The following is an 18,185-nucleotide window of genomic DNA, read 5'->3' as shown; positions in this document are numbered from 1 at the left end:
TCCATCCCTCACTTAAAAAATACCTTCAAACACCGAAATAAATTCCTTCCTAAATTCCGCTACATCCGCCCCTACACAAACGGAAACATTCCCGTCATCTGTAAAATTCGTGATCGTGCAGCCTGCTGCTTCTCCTTCCGTTACCACCTTTATGTTTGCCCGTTCAACGGTAAAAAGGTCCGGGCGCGTTACATAAAAGATCGTGCACAAATCATGGATGGTGACTTTCCCATCAGAGTAGGTATGCTTATAGTAATCAAGCATGTCGTAAACCATTTCTCCCGCTTGCCCCATTCCTTTTAGTTTTTCGACATCCTCATATGTAATACTTGTTAAACGCGTCACGTCCAGGCCGCACATGACAATAGGAATAGCGGTGTCAAAAACAATTCTTGCTGCATGTGGGTCAGCGAATATGTTAAACTCTGCGACCGGTGTTGCGTTTCCACCCGCTGCAGCACCGCCCATCAAGACAATTTCTTCTATGTTGTCCAGCGTTTCCGGAAATGTCTTGAAAAGAAGCGCAATGTTCGTAAGCGGCCCAATCGGAACAAGCGTTACAGGCTCAGGGGATTCGACAATGTGATTTTTCATCGCAACAATGGCGTTCTCCTCAGACAACAGAGCAGCGTTTGCTTGTGCCTCAAACCGATATTCCCCCACTCCAGTAGTTCCGTGGACATGGGTTGCCGTCCGAGGCTTACTTACCAGCGGTTCCCCAGCACCTTTGGCAACCGGTATGTCTTTTCCTAAAAAGGTCAGCAAATCGAGTGCATTCCTTGTTGTATTTTCAATTCCCACGTTTCCGCCGATTGTTGTTATTAACTTGACGTCTAGTTCTTTGGAAAATAACGCGGCGGTGATTGCTACGATATCGTCGATGCCGGGATCTGTGTCGATGATTATGGGTGTCTTCAATTTTGGTTCCTTCTTTCGCCTGAGTTGGTGTGGATTGCTATATATTGATTTTATCATATGTTGTTTTAGCTAAGTCAAAAAGTCTCGTTGATGTTAATGCCTGGCTGAAAGTTAACCAATATAATGTTCCGAGGTATAAAATTGGGAAAAGTAAAAGGACGCCTTCGGTGAAATGACCTCAACCATCCGGGACGTCCAAATCTTTATTTAACTAAATCAGAACAATCACTCGAGAGTAATGGTGAATCCACTAGGTATTTGAGGGTTAAAAAGGAAATTTGAGTTATTTCATCTTAAAAAAGGATGCTGGAACTAATCAGCCTATGCTTTCATTAGTCCCAACAACCTCTAGCAATAATATTCGACAAAAACCGGGAAGTGACAGGCACCCTACTACAACAGCCCATACAAAACATCACCAATAATCCTACCCGCAGTTTTCGGAGCTGTCTTCCCAGGAAGGCCAAGCGCATGGATTGCTTTCATCCCTTTTTCGTTGGCGTATTTAAAATCCGTGCCCCCAGGTTTGCTGGCAATGTCAATGATAAGCATGGATGTATCGGCTTTTGAAAGAATCGCTTGATCCAATACCGGATGCGGGATGGTGTTAATACAAATACCCATCCCATCCATATAATCAACTAAACGATCAATAGCAAGTGGCTGCATTCCCATCTCAGTTATTCGTGCAAAATCGGCATCTTTTCTGGCTGCCACACTGACATGAGCACCTATAGCAGCAAACAGCCTTGATACCGTTATACCCACTCTGCCAAAACCCAGTACCAGGATATTTGCCCCGTGTATCGTATAATCTGTCTCCTGAATGGCAAGGTTTAGCGTCGCCTCAGCTGTAGGAATAGAATTCAAAATAGCGACGTCATCACGGGCGGTTAATTGTATAAGTTCTTTATTCGGTTGTTCCGCCATACGATCCAAATAATCATTGGCTACACCGGTAAACACGGTGCAGTGTGCTGGTGTCTGCTCTAGCAGCTCGTAGGTTAATTCTACCGAACGCTCCGAATACACAGCTTCGACCCCGCCCGCTGTATCTGTCCCGTTCAAAGGAAGTAAAATCGCATCCATTTTGTTAAGATCATCTTTACCGGGGACGCCGTTACTAATATTGGAATGGGAAAAAGTCAATTGATCATATCCATCTAAAAAAATATGAATTCCTTTTGAAGCCAATTGATGAGCCACTTCCAAGTACCTCTGATCTCCGCCCATGATGAGAAGATTTTTTCTCGCCAATAGAAACACCTCCAATCAATTATAAGATCGCTGTAATGATTTTATTACAGTAACTTTCGACAAAAATCGGGAAGTGACAGGCACCACCCCCCTAAAATCGGGAAGTGACAGGCACCACCCCCCTACCGAACAATCTCCCCCAAACGAACAGGACGCACTGGAGGCTGCGCACGCTGAAGAACAGGGTTTTTACCCGTCCCAACTCTCCCTCCCAGAATATCACGAACGATCGGCTGGCAAACCCGCCCCTGACAATATCCCATACCGACCCTTACCCTTTTTTTAACCCCGGGAACACTGTCAGCACCATCTTCTATAGCTCCCAAAATCTCCGATAGAAAAACACCTTCACACCTGCAAATAATCATGTCATTCATAGAATACCTTCTTTCTCCCATATTGCATTCATTTTCTCTCTGCCCTCACCAATTTCAGGTAAAAAGTGAATCGGAGCTTTTTCCCGCGCATTCTCCACTTTCTTTATTGCTTCATTAACAGTCATGGAACCTGACTTCCCTAATGAATTCAAAATGGATATCGCAGCAAGCTGCCCCTGTGCGATGGCGACTTTTGCTCCTTCAATTCCGGTTATATTGCCTGCTACAAATAATCCATTTACTTGTGTTGACATATCAGGACCATGTAAAGGGACCGTCCCTCCCAGTTCGGGAATATCAATAAGCGGGCAGCCTACTGTCTCAGCAAGATCAACCAATGGGTATAAACCAGCGGCCAAACATATGGCATCCACTTCCACTCGCTCCATCTCCCCGACCGGCTTTCCATCCACAGACACGGACTGAAGCATAACCGCTTCAACTTGTTGCTCTCCCTCGATCTTCACGATAGATTTACGTAAATGAATTGGCACCCCATTCATTTTTAAAAAATTAAACCGCATTGCACGGGCGATCAAACGGGGAAAACGCGCCAAGGCAATTTTTCCAAATGTACGAACAAAAGAATTCGGTGCAAGACCGGCAACATCTGTAAGGCTTGCGACAGTGTCTGCAGGCGAATAACCACCGCCTGTGACAGGGGATAAAGGCGGCAAGGCCATGCCAACTACATTGATGCCGGCATTCTTCATCTCGATCATGACGGAAAGGGAAAGGGCATCGACCCCCGCAATCATCATCCTCTTTCCAACAGCAACATGATGTAAATTGGTAAATGTCTGGGCAGCTCCTATGCTTATGGCGCCCGGTAATGTCCAACCGGGGATCGGCAGCGCTTTTTCTACGGACCCGGTCGCTAATAATAATACCTTTGAATCAACCGTATTTACTTCACCGCCGGTTAAAGCTACCGCCCATTTCCCGCTTACAGACCACGCTGTCACCCCGGTAAAAATATACACTCCAAGCGAACGGGCTTTTTCCGCTAATTGGTCTGCCAATTTCCTTCCGTTCCAAATTCGCTCATCAGGCGGGGCCTTGGGATCTTCATAATGCTGCCCCAGTAATCTTCCACCCGGGTGATAGTACTCATCAATAACCGCTACGGATAAACCGTTCTCAATCATTTCTATGGCAGCGGTTAACCCAGCAGGTCCTGCTCCAATAATGACAGCATCAACTTTCATCTTCTGTTTCTCCGTTATTCAAAAAAGTGCTGCGGGAAAATACCTCTGCTCCCTGGCTGTTTGGTGTCAGGCACGTGCGGACATTGGGAACACCGTCCACTTCAGCGCGGCATTCATAGCAATAGCCAATTCCACATAGTATCCCGCGATTTTCGCCAGTAATATCACAAGTCCTTATTGTTTTGATCCCATTAGCGAGCAGAGAAGCCGCGATAGGTTCCCCTTCATAGCCTATTAATTTCTCATGGTTAAAATAAAACTCGATTTGTTTTGGTTCCTTTTCTGACCGATCCAATCTGTAGATTTTTACCACTCCCTTGGGGGTGCCTGTCACTTCCCGAATTTTGTCGATTTTCAGCGCTTAAAGCGGCTCATGGAAAATGCCTGGATATCTATTTCAGGCTCTTCCCCCAATACAGCCTGTGCCATCAATTCTCCTGAAATAGGAGCAAGCGCCACGCCATCCCCTTCATGCCCTGCCGCAATATAAATTCCGTCCATACCATCAACTGGGCCCAATATCGGCATACCATCCGGTGTATAGGGGCGGAGACCGGTAAACGCCCTGATAATCCGAACATTTGCCAATTGGGGAAAAGTCCGGACTGCTGTTTCTCCTATTTTTCGCGTAACCTCAGGATTTGTTTCTGTGTTGTTGTATCCGACAAATTGTCTGGAACCACCGATTAGTAGCGAGCCACTATGAGTTTGTCCGATCGCTAAGCCAACTCCATAAGGGTCAGCTGTTTCATCATCAGGATCTCCGTTTAATTTGCTTGCAATATAAGCTGCACTAAGTATGCCGGTATGAAGAAACGGCGGAAGTCTTTCGGAAACAAGGATTTGCCCAAGACGTGGGATAATGGGTACATCCACTCCCAATGGCTTTAGCAGCATTGGTGTCCATACACCCATCGCCACGACAACTGCATCGGCATATAACATTTCTCCTCGAACTTCCACTCCAGTCACCCGATTATTTTCTGTCAAAAGACGTGTCACCGGGGCTCCGAGTCTGACCTTGGCCCCGAGTCTTCGAGCAGCATTCGCAAAGGCAAAGGAGACCTTTAACGGATTAACTTCTGCATCATTCTCCCACCATGTGGAACCTATTATATTTTTTGATAGTGCCGGTTCACGAACCCTTGCTTCCTCACCGGAAATGAGCTTCACATCTATTCCGGCCTTTTGCTGACGCTCTACCATTCCCTCCATTGCCTTCATTTCTTCCGCCGTTTCAATAATGATCATTCCGCCGCTTTTTCTATATTCAAGGTGTACTTCCAGTTCCTTCTCAAGATCCTGATAAATCTCAGCACTTTTAATGGCAAGATCTAATGTCGGTCCAGGCTTTTTCGATTGGATCATAATGGCGCGGTCACAAGCTCCTGATGTACCTGATGCTATATCTTTCGCATCAATCAGCGTGACGTGAGCCCCTGATTTAGCCAAATAATAGGCTGTAGAAGTTCCAATAAGACCTGCACCTACAACAATTACCTTATCATTCACGTAGCGCCTCCTTAAAATGGAATAGTATCAATTTCCGCCGGAGTTATGCCCGCCATCAAATAAACCATGCAATCAACCCAATAGCCAAAAAGAGCAGGGAATTCGGCAAGGCTAGAAACATAACTTTTAGCGGATCCACTTTTTTGCTTAGAATCCCACCGATTAACCCGCAAACAACGAATGCAGTCAATCCAACCGGTGGCATGTTTTGCCCGGCTGCAGCAATATGAGATGCACCAAGTGCAATTAAATTCGGATCGACATTCATATTTTCCAAGATTGGTGCCAGAAAGGTTACGTTAACCGTTTGTGCAGTTGTCTGAGATCCTGTCAGCATCCCCACAACAACAATAGATAAGGCGCTGCCTATTTTTACCATAGAAGCAGACAGTCCTTCCGTCATCATCGCTACTTTATCGATGAGACCGGATGCGTAAAAAACCCCTACCATAATACCGGCACAGATCTGAATTTGTACCGTTTGATTTACTTTTGACAAACCGCCTTTAAAAACACCCTTTGCTTGCTTTCGCACAACCGGGAAGAAAAAACTGACGATAATCGCAATGATTATCGCACTTACCACCTGGAAAGTGACCCCTTGTATAATCGGGATTTCCATCAATGGATTCAATATAGCGGAAAAGACAATCCATTCTGAGAATATATTATACTGAAAGAGCGTATTTGCGATCACGATAGCAACCAAAACGGCAAGCGGGACTAACGTGGCCCACCTTTCTCTTAATATCTCAACAATCGATTTTGTCGTCTTTAAATGTTCCGGCATCTTCTTCCCGCGGACAAACCGGAACGATTCCAAAATGGCTATTAATCCAACAAATCCAACGGTTCCATAGGCCATATTAATCGCTGGACTTGGATCAACATCCACTAAGGAAGCGGAAAGGAAGACTCCCTGGGTGATCGGCGGCATGATGGATCCTACCGATGCCCCAACTAAAATGATCATCCCTATTTGCTCCGGTTTTAATTTCAACTCATTTAGCGAGTTAATCACTAAAAATCCGATAACGGTTGCAGCTGCAATGGCATCCCCCAAAAAGGACCCGGCAATAAATAACGTAATAAAGATTGCCGCAATTAACCCCTTTGGCGAGTTTCCAAATATAGATCGGAGACTGTTGATTGTCGTATCGATCGCCCCCAGCTTTACTTGGGACTCAGCATATATTGCACCAAAAACAGACAGCATAATCACCCAGGACAGGCGGTCAATGCCGTCTATAAATGCCAGTAAAGTTTCACCCGGTCCAAGCCCGGAAATAACCGCGGAAGAAACAGCAGCAACAAGCAGGGCTATCCTGATATCCCCGCCGATCTTCGGTATCTGTTTTACCAAAGCAATAATAAATAACAATAAAAGCGGAATGATGATTTCAAGCATCGTGAGCTTCCCCCTTTGTTTTTAAAGACACTCCCTGCACGATGTACTTTCTAAAGACTTAGATGGATATAATTCACCAATGTTGTAATATCAAAAATTGGCAAGTCCGTCACTTCTCTCATTGCATGTTTATATGGCGGCATATTGGTACATTCCAAAATAATTGCTTTTAGTTCCGGATTTTTTGCCACAAGTTCAGCAGTTACCTGTTTCATTTCTTCCGCAACGGCCCTCTCATCTAAGGTAATCTCTTCTTTAAGAATGGCACCAGAAAATGCCGGCATTTCGTCCATCCCTGCAATGATTGTACGCTGATGCTCGGCTCGGACCCCTTTTAAATGAGCTCGCGTCAAACTGGATGTGGAAGCAGTAAGGATGCCGACTGGTTCCCCTGCGGCAATACTCGCGATCGGTATTTGCAATAAACTGGAGGAAAAGAAAGGAACCGCCAGCTCCTGCTGTATTTCCTTTTGATATAAAGCCAGGAATCCGCAACTCGTTGTGATTGCTTTAACCCCTCCCTCCTCAAGTTCTTTCGCCGCTTGAACAAACGGTTCGATTAAATCAGCATCTCCTTCCATTACCACCCGTGAATTACTTGCTCCCATTACTTTTTTGTAAACGACCGGAAAGGAAAAGGTATCCGGATTGCCAATATCTCCTTTTAGTCTATGAATCTGATTGTCTAACATTAGTATTCCTACTTTAGCTTTTGCCATATTGACATAACCTCACAATCAAACTGCCCTGAGTATAGGAAGGTTTAAAACAGTGTATGAACCATCGCTTATCATAAAAATTACGGCAATTGATTTGCAGTAAGTACCTCCCTTTTTGGCTTATTGTCAGATTTATAGAAAGCGTTTACATTTTGTATATGCATAAAGGAGACCAAGAATGCCTTTCATTTATATATAAGATTAGGTAGTTGAACAGAAAAATCAAAAGCGTAATAATGCACTTTGAAAGAAGGATAAGCTGGAACTAACCACCATGTGTTAGTCCCAGCAACCTCAAGGAATAATATTCGACAAAATTCGGGAAGTGACAGGCACCCCCTCAACAACAGGCACCGAAACAAACTCCCGATATTTCCCCCTCTTCTCCGCTTCATTCCCAGAAAAATAATCCAAAACAACATTCATATTTAACAGTGGCCCACTGGTAGTGTGGAGATAGTACCGGTAACTGCTCCAACGATAGTGCTCTGCTTTCCTCACTATCCCGGCCTCTACCGGATTCAAATGAATATAACGGCTTATTTCCAGCATCCCATGCTTGGTGCCAATAAATTTATCATAAAACCGTTTTTCAAAAACATGGCCTGTCATTTTGTTTTTTGTATTGTAATAATCGGCATAACGTTTATTAATCAGAGACATTACTTTAGAAATAGGTTGTTCTTTGGAGCGCATTTGCAGATGGAAGTGGTTTGTCATGAAGCAGTACGAAGCGAGTTCAAATGGAATTTTCTGGTTGACCTGGTGGAGAATATGAAGGAAGGTTTTAAAATCATCATCGTCGTTGAAAAGCGCATCACGGCGATTACCCCGGCAGACAATGTGGTAAAAGTGGTCAGGTTCCCAAATTCGTTTCTTTCTTGCCATGAATTACTTCACCATTCCTTTCTTGGTTCTGCTAATTTTGCCAAATCAAAAATCGGACGATAGGACAATCACTATGTCCCCTCCCCTTTCTTTCATGTATAAGATAAGGTATTTGAACAGCAAAATCAAAAGCGTAAAAATGCATTTTGAAAGGGATATAAGCTATTAAAATTCAATTTTCCCTTAGGATAAAACTGTGGATTCACAGGGTATTTGAAGGTTAAAAAAGAAATTTGAGTATATTTATAATCACCACATGCGTTTCAATCCAATCAGCCCAGCAATTTTATTCGACATATATCGACACAAATCGGGAAGTGACAGGCACTCCCAAAGGCACCCCCCAAAAAAAGTTTCAAAAAACACTTGAATTATTATTCAAAATAACGCATAATAATTCACTAACATCACCTATCAGAAAGGAGAAATTTTTAATGAAGGATAAAATTGTTCTAGCATACTCCGGGGGACTTGATACTTCTGTAGCAATTAATTGGCTGAAGGATAAATATAATTATGATGTCATTGCAGTAGCACTTGATGTTGGAGAGGGTAAAGATCTTGATTTCGTGAAGAAAAAGGCAATTGATGTCGGGGCAGTGAAATCCTATGTAGTGGATGCAAAATCATTGTATGCAGATGAATTCGTATTACCTGCATTACAATCAAATTTATTATATGAGGGAAAATATCCATTAATTTCAGCACTATCACGTCCGTTAATTGCCAAAATTTTAGTGGATATCGCAGAAGAGGAAGGTGCAATAGCAGTTGCACACGGTTGTACCGGAAAAGGAAATGACCAGGTACGTTTTGATGTTTCCTTTACTGCATTAAATCCTGAATTGAAAATCGTCGCACCTGTTCGTGAATGGGCCATGTCCCGTGAAGAGGAAATTGAATATGCAAAAGAGAAAGGCATTCCGATTCCCATTGATTTGGACAATCCGTTTAGCATTGACGAAAATCTATGGGGACGCAGTAATGAATGTGGTGTTCTGGAAGATCCTTGGGCAGAGGCGCCAAAAGAGGCGTATGATTTAACCGTTGATCCAATAGAAGCCCCTGATGAGCCGCAAGTGGTACAAATTACATTTGAACAAGGCAAGCCAGTTTCCTTAGATGGAAAAGCACTTCCATTCTATCAGCTTATTTTAAATTTAAATGAAATTGCAGGCAAGCATGGGGTTGGACGAATAGACCATGTAGAAAATCGTCTCGTAGGAATTAAATCCCGTGAAATATACGAAGCACCTGCAGCTATGACACTTATCGCTGCACACCAGGAATTAGAAGCACTGACACTACCAAGAGAGGTTGCAGAGTTTAAACCAACCGTTGAACAAAAATTAGCACAAACGGTGTATTATGGCCAATGGTATTCACCACTAACTGCAGCACTTCAAGCCTTTATTAAAGAAACACAAGCGCATGTGTCTGGTACAGTGAAAGTGAAATTATATAAAGGGCACGCACAGGTAATTGGCCGTGAATCTGCTAACTCTCTATATGACTTTGACTTGGCAACGTATAATAAAGACGATGCATTTGATCATGAAGCAGCATTAGGATTTATTAAACTATGGGGACTGCCAACCCAAGTTCATGCGTCTGTTAATCAGACACATAAGAAAGTGAAATCAACGGAAAAAGTGAAACTCGAAGTAAAGGAAGCTGTTAAACCATGAAACTATGGGGCGGACGGTTTACGAAACCAACAAATGAATTAGTAGATGAATATACGGCATCGATTTATTTTGATAAAAAATTAGCGAAGTATGACATCCAAGGCAGTCTCGCCCATGTAGAAATGCTGAAAGTCTGTGAGGTTATTGCTGCAGAAGATGCGGATCAAATAGCAGAAGGCTTAAAGAAAGTCGCCGCTAAAATCGAAAGTGGAGAAGCGGAATTATCTGCTGAAAATGAAGATATTCACATGAATATCGAAAAACTTTTGATTGAAGAAATTGGCTCAGTTGGCGGGAGATTGCATACTGGCCGAAGCCGAAATGATCAGGTAGCACTTGATATGCGACTATATTTGCGGGAGGCTCTGGTGGATTTGACCGAGCTTCTTGTAAAAGTTCAGCAATCCCTTTTAAACCAAGCGAAGGCGAATTTGGACACCGTCATGCCAGGGTATACGCATTTGCAGCGGGCACAGCCGGTGTTATTTGGGCACCATATGATGGCTTATGTTTTCATGTTCCAGCGCGATGTGGAACGCTTGAGAGACAGCTGGAAGAGGGTCAACAAGTCCCCGCTTGGTGCCGGTGCATTAGCAGGTACCACATTTGCCATTGACCGTCAGTTTGCAGCAGAGCAGTTAGGATTGGATGGCATTTGCGAAAACAGCTTGGATGCTGTAAGTGACCGTGACTTTGTCGTTGAGTTTTTATCGAATGCGTCCATGATATCAACACATTTATCACGGCTTTGTGAAGAGATGGTGCAATGGTCCAGTGCGGAATTTAATTTTGTCGAATTGGATGATGCTTTTTCAACGGGAAGCAGCATGATGCCACAGAAGAAAAATCCAGATGTGGCTGAGCTTGTACGTGGAAAAACAGGCCGTGTGTATGGCCATTTAATGGGGATGCTTACAACGTTAAAAGGATTGCCATTAGCGTACAACAAAGATATGCAGGAAGATAAAGAAGGCATGTTTGATACGGTAGAAACATTAAGAGGTGCGCTTGCACTATTTGCACCAATGGTTGAAACGATGGAAGTAAAGAAAGAAAATATGTACCATGCGGTAAGAGATGATTTTTCCAATGCAACGGACTTGGCTGATTACCTTGTTGGCAAAGGAATGCCATTCAGGGAATCCCATGCAGTGGTTGGCCAAACGGTCCTGCATTGCATTAATCAGGATAAATATTTATTGGACATGACACTGGAAGAACTCCAATCATTTTCAGATGTAATCGAAGAAGATATTTATACAGCACTCACCCCCGAAACAGTTGTTAATGCAAGAAATGTAGCAGGAGGTACAGCGAAGAATAGAGTAGAGGATCAGATTAAGAAAGCGATGTATTTCTTGAAAGAGAGTGAAGAGTGGATTGGTGAGAAGGCTGAGTTGATTGGTGTGTAGGGTTTGGTGCCGGGAGGCTGGTGCCTGTTGGTGCCTGTCACTTCCCGAAATTTGTCGAATCAGGTGGTGCCCTGTCAAAACGAATTAGAAATGCATAACCACAAGCGATAAAATATGACTAAGACCGGGAAGTGACTGGCAGCCTATCTAATTGCGGTGATGAGACTAAGATCGATGCCCCCATCATCAGCTTTCCTGGGGACAGGATTGTGATCAGGTTCAATAAAGCGATATGGTTGTTTTAAATTAACAGCCAGCTAACCTTCTCTATCCTGACTCAGGTTCATGTAACCTAGGTTGGGGTAAAGCACTTATCTCATAAAAAATAAAAAAAATTTACAGCCTATATAGCTATGAGCCTTTATTCATTAAAATTTTTAAAAAGTAACTCGCCAGAACACTGCCCGCGAGGTTCGCCAAGACTGGACATCATCCCTCTTGACAATTAGAACTATACAAGGGTTTAATTTGAAATAGTACAATCATTTATTTTTTTGCTTCCTGATAACTTTAGGGAGTTATGGCATTTAAGGGCTTTAAGGTTTTGAGTTATTGTCACGGCGACGCTCTACTTTACTCCCAGTTAGTCGAGAGAAATATTTCACTCGACCGTTTCAGAAAGCAACCACTCAAAAACCTAATAACCCTTTATCGAATCAGCAATTTCTCTTGGAAAATTTCCTCGTTGCACCCAATTTATATCCTTACCCGTTAAATCAAACCATTCACCCTTCATTCGTTTATCACTGAAATAATGATGAAATAGTTTTTCGGTCTTATGATAATTATCACTGGAAATAATATGGATCGTTTCAAAGTCGTATGGCATGAGGGTTCCAAAGTCATTCTTCTTACGCTCCTCCGGGTCTTTCGCCTTTCCTATTTTAACTAAGCGCTTGCCTGACTCACGAACAAAATATACGTAACCCTCATTAATCCCCTGAGATCCAAATCGCCTGCTTATCGGCTCTAAATGGTGCCATTCCTCCACCGTTGCACGACCATTGTCTTTTTTCACGAATTCTTTGTACGCTTTAAAAAAGAGAAAAACAATGATAGCAACCATTGCCAAATAGAATAATTCCATTTTACCCCTCCTCCTTGAATAACCCCTGAGGAGAATAGACCCTTTTTAGCGGATAAAATCCGCTTCTCTTCTTAAAAATCACAAAGTGGCGCTGGTGCTGCTCCATTGTGCGTTTAGGGCATCTTTTCTGTTTATGATAATTACGATTAACAACAGTAGAAAGGATGGGGTGAGGACTGTTATACGAGTCAATTACACCATTCATAAATATAATCTCACATGGCAACACAGCAAATAAGTCATTTACTACTTTATTCAGACAGCTGTACACATGCTTTTCATACAGATCAAAACGATTGGTCTTAGGCATATCATGATAGCGGATTTTCCCCCGCTTGGTAACCTTTTCTATCTTGGCTGGTATGATATCTTCAAACGCATGAAGATACACATCGCACTCTGCTATGTTTTCATCATACATATGCAGACTGTATGCTTTCGCTAAGCCACATTTTTCAGGAAAACTGGCAAATCTCCTAACAGCGGTTCTCCATGAATCCAGTTCACCTTCTATCATGCTTTTGGCAAAGGGATAATTTTCTTCCCATTTTTGATAAATCAATTTATCCGCCTTTTTGCCTCTGTTTTGTTTGTATCTATAATAAGCATGAACTAATTTGTTTACCCCTGGTATTTTCGATAAGAACTTTGTATTAAAATTCCGTTCCCCGTCTATCCATATTTTTTCATTCGGTCCTGCAGTATTTTTAGAAAACGGCTCACTTGTTTCTTTTTCCCAATCAATAGAAGGACATTTATCAAAATGAAAAGCTTTTAATTCATCCAGCACAGCCTGCTGCCTATCAGTTATTGTATAAGACAATATACTTCACCCGTAATAGTATGTACTTAATAGGAGAAAAATATGTATGTTATCCTATAATCAACTCCCCCATTAAAAAACCGAAAAGAGGACATCATGATGGAAAACATCCCCTTATATATGGTTCATGATCTGGACGATATTCCGAATTGTCCGCTGCCGGATGGATTTAAACTTTGCCTATTAGCACGAGAAGAAGAATGTGAACAATGGGCTGAAATTACAACGGCAGCAGGGGAATTCCCGGATAAAACACAGGCTCTGAAACGATTTGCTGAAGAATTCGCACCATACTTGAGTGAAGCGAAAAAACGCATCCTTTTTCTAAAAACAGCAGATGGCAGATATGCTGGCACTGCATCCGCATGGCTGAGCAAATGGGAGAAGCAAATGATTGGCCGGCTGCATTGGGTGGAAATAAAGCCTGAATTTCAGGGGCAAAAACTCGGCAGACCATTGATCGCAAAGGCTATCGAACTTCTTTCAAACTATCATCAGAAGGCTTATTTAAAAACACAGCCAAGAAGTCTGGCAGCTATTCATCTATACTTGGATTTCGGTTTTACGCCCGTCATGCACACCGCTGAAGAAGAAAATGTTTGGAATGATGTGTTCAGCGAGCTCAACAAAGGTTAACAGAAAAAGGGACAGGCTACCTAACCCGTCCCTTCACATCTCTACTGAATCGTTTCCAGCAATTCATACGCCTCTTCTTTCGTCTCAGCCTGCAGCAACTGCTCCCTAAATCCATTATCCATCAGTTTCCGAGACAGCATTTGCAGGATTCTTAAATGATCATTTCCTGCCCGATCTTCAGGTACAGTGATCATAAAGATCAGCTTGGCATCCGTGCCGTCAAGGCTTTTCCAATCAATTCCATCTTTACTGCGGCCGAAAACGACAGCGGGTTTTTTGACGGCAGACGACTTTGCATGCGGGATTGCGATGTTCATGCCCAGTCCGGTTGAGCTTTCCTTCTCCCGCTCATAAATCGCTTGTTTGAACGTTTCTTTGGAGTCGATGAGGTTTTGTCCATCGAGTAATTGAATGAACTCATCAACCACTTCATCTTGTGACGAACCGGCTACATTCACGGTCATCAAATCACGGTTAAGGATATCCGTCAATTTATGAATCTCCACATCCTCAACCATCTCATCCTGCATCGGCTCAGTTTGATGATCCTCCTCAGAACCTTCCGCCGCATCATCCGCAGGCACTTCCACACCCTCAGGCGTCACACCAGCAGGCTGGACATCTTTTTTCAGCAGATTGACCATGACAGCCGTTACTATCGTACCAATAATGGCTGCGATGAAAAACATCAGCACATTGTCAACGGCGCCAAGGACGGCAACAATCGGTCCTCCATGTGCTACGCGATCTCCCACACTGCCCATCATAGCAATTGCTGCTCCAATCATGGATCCAGTCATAATGCTTGGAATCACGCGGATGGGATCTTGTGCAGCAAAGGGAATCGCGCCTTCTGTAATACCAAATAGACCCATGGTAAACGAAGCTTTCCCTGTTTCTTTTTCAGCTTGCTGAAACTTGCGCTTGTTTAAAAAAGTGGCAAGTCCCATACCGAGTGGCGGAATACAAATGGCAACCGCAATAGGCCCCATTATTTCATAGTTGCCTTCCGCAATCATGGCAGATCCGAATAAGAATGCCACCTTGTTAAAAGGCCCGCCCATATCGACAGCGATCATGGCTCCAAGAATGAGCGCCAGAACAATCGAACTTGTACCTTGCATGCTTTCAAGCCATGTTGTCAATGATGCAAAAATGCCGGCAACCGGAGCACCGATGACTGTTATAAACAGGATACCAACGATTAACGATGCAATGATCGGAATAAAAATGATTGGCATAACCGGCTGCACGGCTTGCGGAACTTTAATCTTCTTAATGCCAAGTACAACATACCCGGCAAGAAAACCAGCAATAATACCGCCGATAAAGCCCGCGCCAGCTTCACTTCCGTAAAAACTTCCGGTTGCTGCAATATAACCGCCAATCATCCCCGGGGCGAGTCCCGGACGATCCGCTATACTCACCGCAATAAATCCAGCTAATATCGGAACCATGAAGCTGAATGAAGCACTTCCGATGTTTTCAATTTGTTTCCAAAATGAATCTTCCGGGATAACAATTCCTCCGGGGGTCTGTTCACCGCCAAGTGCAAGCGATATCGCAATCAATAGTCCTCCGACGACGATAAAAGGAATCATGTACGAAACACCGTTCATTAAGTGCCGGTATATCGGATTTTCCTTTTCCTTGCGCTCTTTTTTCACTTGATCTGCCGACTTCAGTCCAGATTCATATACCGGTACATCCCCGCTTTGCACCCGTTTGATCAATTTTTCCGGGTTGCGAATGCCTTCCTGGACACCGGTCACGAGCAGCTTTTTCCCGGCGAAGCGGTCTTTGGAAATATCTTTATCACTGGCAATAATAACGCCATCTGCTTCTTCAATATCTTTTTCTGTGAGCTCGTTTTCTGCTCCAATCGAACCTTGCGTCTCGACTTTCATATCGACACCCATATCATCAGCCGCTTTTTGCAAATTCTCAGCAGCCATATACGTGTGCGCAATACCAACCGGACACGCGGTTACAGCCAATATTCGCATATCAGTTGCCTCCCTTTTCTTTTCTAGTTCTATTATAAAACGTTTTCATCCTAAAAAAATAATTCATTTTTACCAGTACAACGGTAAAAATGAATTATTGGTCGAATACTGCCAGGATATCAGCTGCAGATTCTGCTTCGCTCAATTTCTCCACGAGGGCGGGATTCCGGCTGATCCCAGCTATCGTCTGCATCAGTGACTTTGTTAGGCTCTGGTCTTCTTTGGCAATCGCTAAGAGAAACACAACAGAAACCATTTCGTCACCCCATTGGATCGGCTCCCTCAATACGGCCAGGGAGATAACGGATTCCCTGACTGCATACGGATCAGCATGCGGAATAGCTACGCCTCCCCCGATAGCGGTGGCAGATGCCCTTTCCCTTAACATGGCACTATGGACAAACTTCTGATCAGAAAATCCTTGATTCACCAGATCATTTGCAAGCATTTCAACGATCTCAAACCGGTGTTCCTGATCCATCCGCGGATAGATAAAATCTGGGTCAAGGAATTGTCTAATTGCGGCCAGCGCCTCTTCCCCATTTGTGTCTTTCTGATTCCTTGCTTGCAGAAATTGATCCAAACGCCTCGTATCATCCGATTCAAGAAGAGGTGAAACGACAATTACCGGAATATCGGTGCTGTCAATATCCGTTGTAGAAATAATCACGTCAGTCTCATGTTTCTCCAAAAATGCCGGGAGCTCATGCTTGCTGATACTGGTGAGGATATCCATTCCCCGGTAGGACTGCTCCAATTTTGCTTGAAGCAAATGAGACATCCCAACTCCGAGATCACAGACGACAACCCCTCTTTTAACTGGTGCTCTTTCCTTTTCCATCCGTTCGATAGAGGCCTGGAAATGCAGGACAAGATAAGCTGCCTCATCCTCAGGTATACTCAATTCATAGGCTTCATTCATCTTCTCGACGGCTAAAATCACCATACTAAACATATAGGCATATTTCTTTTTGATGTCTGTGAGCATGGGATTTCTGATGGTAAGACCGTGCCTGATGCGATGGATGGCTGATGCGAGGTGGATTTCCAAACCATCTGTCAGCACGTGATCATCCTGAAACTTGATCATGGTCATACGCTGCAGCTGTGCCGTCATCTGCCGGACGATATCCGCCACGAATCCGTCTTCGTTCCTCACTTTTCCGCCATGCGTTGTCCTGCAGCTTTCGAGATGCCATGTAAAATAAACATACTCATCTTCGGGAAAGGACATGCCAAGCGTATCCTCCAGTTGTTTCAGAAACCATGCGGACATCGTATAGGACTCCAGGTTTACACTTGTATCATCATCGGTTTCTCCCAGAAAAATAGAGGAATGCTGCCGGGTACGTTTAATCATAATCAGGGCGTGAATCTGCAGGCTTTCAAATTCACCTTCCGCCAAAGTAATGGGATAACGCATCTGCAAATCCCGCAGCAGCTTTTTGACCGTACTGATTTCATATGGCTGGAACAAATGAAGAACGCGCCTCCGCTCCCGTGGGCCGCCAGATGGGATTAACTCCGAGAGATTTGCCAGCGCATTCCGTTTCTTTAATTCCTCACCTCTAACAAAATGTCCTAGCCGTTGCTTGGGTATCAATTCCAAATGATAATCCTTAAGCCAGCGGGCAATCCGGTTTAAATCGTTTTTGACTTTGGTTGTGTTGGTAAAATGCTCACCAGCCAGATTTGCCAAAGTCAGCGGCCTATCGCTGACAAGCAATTGGTAGGCCATCTCAAGCAACCGATCATCATCGGAGACTGCTGAATCCTGATAGATACGATGGAACAATTCTACTTTGTCCTCATTATTGATGGAAAGACAAACCCCGCTTCCCCGTTTCCGTTTTAGCTCAGCAGAAGAGTATTCCTCGAGTAAGGTCTCCAACTTGTCCAAGTCATTCCGCACTGTTTTTTCCGAGCAATCCAGGTCATCCGCGAGCTCTTGTACATGGACAAAATTGTTCGAACCGGTCAGCAACATGCGTAGTAGTTCTTTTTGTCTGTTATTCATCTAAGACACCATCCAGGATGTGTAGATACTAGTATAATCATAAGGGAGATGATGGGTTGAAGACCAGTGAAAAGAAAGAAGTGCCATGATGTGTTCCGAGTTTTTTGCATCATGACACCTCTTATTATTTAGCTTACGCCGGTATTGCTATGAAAGCATATTTTTGGTCAGGGTTATAATTGAATGTGATTATATGATCCTTTTAAAATAGACCGATGAATAAGGAACA

The 18,185-nt window shown here is 43.6% G+C and carries 16 protein-coding genes; 3 read left to right on the top strand and 13 right to left on the bottom strand.

Features of this window, described 5'->3' with window-relative positions; all coding sequences use genetic code 11:
- Window positions 1-12: 12 nt before the first annotated feature.
- The 9 genes from CEG13_RS02255 to CEG13_RS02215 form a co-directional block, all read right to left on the bottom strand.
- The gene (locus CEG13_RS02255; protein WP_239984540.1) at window positions 13-918 is read right to left on the bottom strand and encodes a nucleoside hydrolase; all 906 of its coding nucleotides are present in this window, start codon (window positions 916-918) and stop codon (window positions 13-15) included.
- A gap of 393 nt (window positions 919-1,311) precedes the next feature.
- The gene (gene dpsA / locus CEG13_RS02250; protein WP_239984539.1) at window positions 1,312-2,175 is read right to left on the bottom strand and encodes a dipicolinate synthase subunit DpsA; all 864 of its coding nucleotides are present in this window, start codon (window positions 2,173-2,175) and stop codon (window positions 1,312-1,314) included.
- A 122-nt stretch (window positions 2,176-2,297) separates the two neighbouring features.
- Window positions 2,298-2,543, bottom strand: a complete 246-nt coding sequence (locus tag CEG13_RS19340) for a (2Fe-2S)-binding protein (protein ID WP_420843784.1) — start codon at window positions 2,541-2,543, stop codon at window positions 2,298-2,300.
- A gap of 5 nt (window positions 2,544-2,548) precedes the next feature.
- On the bottom strand, window positions 2,549-3,760 hold the full coding sequence (locus tag CEG13_RS02240; protein ID WP_100010131.1) for an NAD(P)/FAD-dependent oxidoreductase: 1,212 nt from the start codon (window positions 3,758-3,760) through the stop codon (window positions 2,549-2,551).
- The gene (locus CEG13_RS02235) at window positions 3,750-4,055 is read right to left on the bottom strand and encodes a (2Fe-2S)-binding protein (RefSeq protein WP_239984538.1); all 306 of its coding nucleotides are present in this window, start codon (window positions 4,053-4,055) and stop codon (window positions 3,750-3,752) included. Before CEG13_RS02235 ends, CEG13_RS02240 begins: the two co-directional genes overlap by 11 nt.
- Before the next feature lie 59 nt (window positions 4,056-4,114).
- A complete protein-coding gene (locus CEG13_RS02230) occupies window positions 4,115-5,272 on the bottom strand; it encodes an NAD(P)/FAD-dependent oxidoreductase (RefSeq protein WP_158234627.1) in 1,158 nt (385 codons plus the stop codon).
- A 55-nt stretch (window positions 5,273-5,327) separates the two neighbouring features.
- Complete coding sequence (locus CEG13_RS02225; RefSeq protein ID WP_100010128.1) at window positions 5,328-6,680, bottom strand: TRAP transporter large permease subunit; 1,353 nt, start codon at window positions 6,678-6,680, stop codon at window positions 5,328-5,330.
- Between the two features lie 50 nt (window positions 6,681-6,730).
- Window positions 6,731-7,399 carry an aspartate/glutamate racemase family protein gene (locus tag CEG13_RS02220; protein ID WP_100010127.1) on the bottom strand — a complete coding sequence of 223 codons (669 nt, stop codon included), beginning with the start codon at window positions 7,397-7,399 and terminating at the stop codon, window positions 6,731-6,733.
- Window positions 7,400-7,693: 294 nt separating this feature from the next.
- Complete coding sequence (locus CEG13_RS02215) at window positions 7,694-8,287, bottom strand: transposase (protein ID WP_239984537.1); 594 nt, start codon at window positions 8,285-8,287, stop codon at window positions 7,694-7,696.
- 434 nt (window positions 8,288-8,721) lie between these two features.
- Here CEG13_RS02215 and CEG13_RS02210 point away from each other — a divergent pair, with 434 nt between their 5' ends.
- Both CEG13_RS02210 and argH read left to right on the top strand, forming a co-directional pair.
- Window positions 8,722-9,975: an argininosuccinate synthase gene (locus CEG13_RS02210; protein WP_100010126.1), complete on the top strand. Its 1,254-nt coding sequence runs from the start codon at window positions 8,722-8,724 to the stop codon at window positions 9,973-9,975.
- Window positions 9,972-11,387, top strand: coding sequence for an argininosuccinate lyase (argH, locus tag CEG13_RS02205; protein ID WP_100010125.1), 1,416 nt, complete (start codon window positions 9,972-9,974; stop codon window positions 11,385-11,387). The genes CEG13_RS02210 and argH overlap by 4 nt, the downstream gene beginning before the upstream one ends.
- Window positions 11,388-12,024: 637 nt before the next feature.
- Here argH and CEG13_RS02200 read toward each other — a convergent pair.
- Together CEG13_RS02200 and CEG13_RS02195 are read right to left on the bottom strand one after the other, a co-directional pair.
- A complete protein-coding gene (locus CEG13_RS02200; RefSeq protein WP_100010124.1) occupies window positions 12,025-12,474 on the bottom strand; it encodes a GIY-YIG nuclease family protein in 450 nt (149 codons plus the stop codon).
- A gap of 1 nt (window position 12,475) precedes the next feature.
- Window positions 12,476-13,297, bottom strand: coding sequence for a hypothetical protein (locus tag CEG13_RS02195; protein WP_100010123.1), 822 nt, complete (start codon window positions 13,295-13,297; stop codon window positions 12,476-12,478).
- Between the two features lie 96 nt (window positions 13,298-13,393).
- On the opposite strand from CEG13_RS02195, the gene CEG13_RS02190 reads away from it, so the two are divergent.
- Window positions 13,394-13,933 (top strand): GNAT family N-acetyltransferase, encoded by a 540-nt coding sequence (locus CEG13_RS02190; RefSeq protein WP_100010122.1) that lies wholly within the window; start codon window positions 13,394-13,396, stop codon window positions 13,931-13,933.
- Window positions 13,934-13,974: 41 nt separating this feature from the next.
- Here the strand turns inward: CEG13_RS02190 and CEG13_RS02185 are convergent, their stop codons facing one another.
- Both CEG13_RS02185 and CEG13_RS02180 read right to left on the bottom strand, forming a co-directional pair.
- Window positions 13,975-15,939, bottom strand: a complete 1,965-nt coding sequence (locus CEG13_RS02185; protein WP_100010121.1) for a fructose-specific PTS transporter subunit EIIC — start codon at window positions 15,937-15,939, stop codon at window positions 13,975-13,977.
- A gap of 94 nt (window positions 15,940-16,033) precedes the next feature.
- Complete coding sequence (locus CEG13_RS02180; protein ID WP_100010120.1) at window positions 16,034-17,956, bottom strand: BglG family transcription antiterminator; 1,923 nt, start codon at window positions 17,954-17,956, stop codon at window positions 16,034-16,036.
- Window positions 17,957-18,185: the final 229 nt, after the last annotated feature.

Source organism: Lentibacillus sediminis (assembly GCF_002763455.1).
GTDB lineage: Bacteria > Bacillota > Bacilli > Bacillales > Amphibacillaceae > Lentibacillus_D > Lentibacillus_D sediminis_A.
This window is presented reverse-complemented; position numbering and strand designations above follow the sequence as displayed.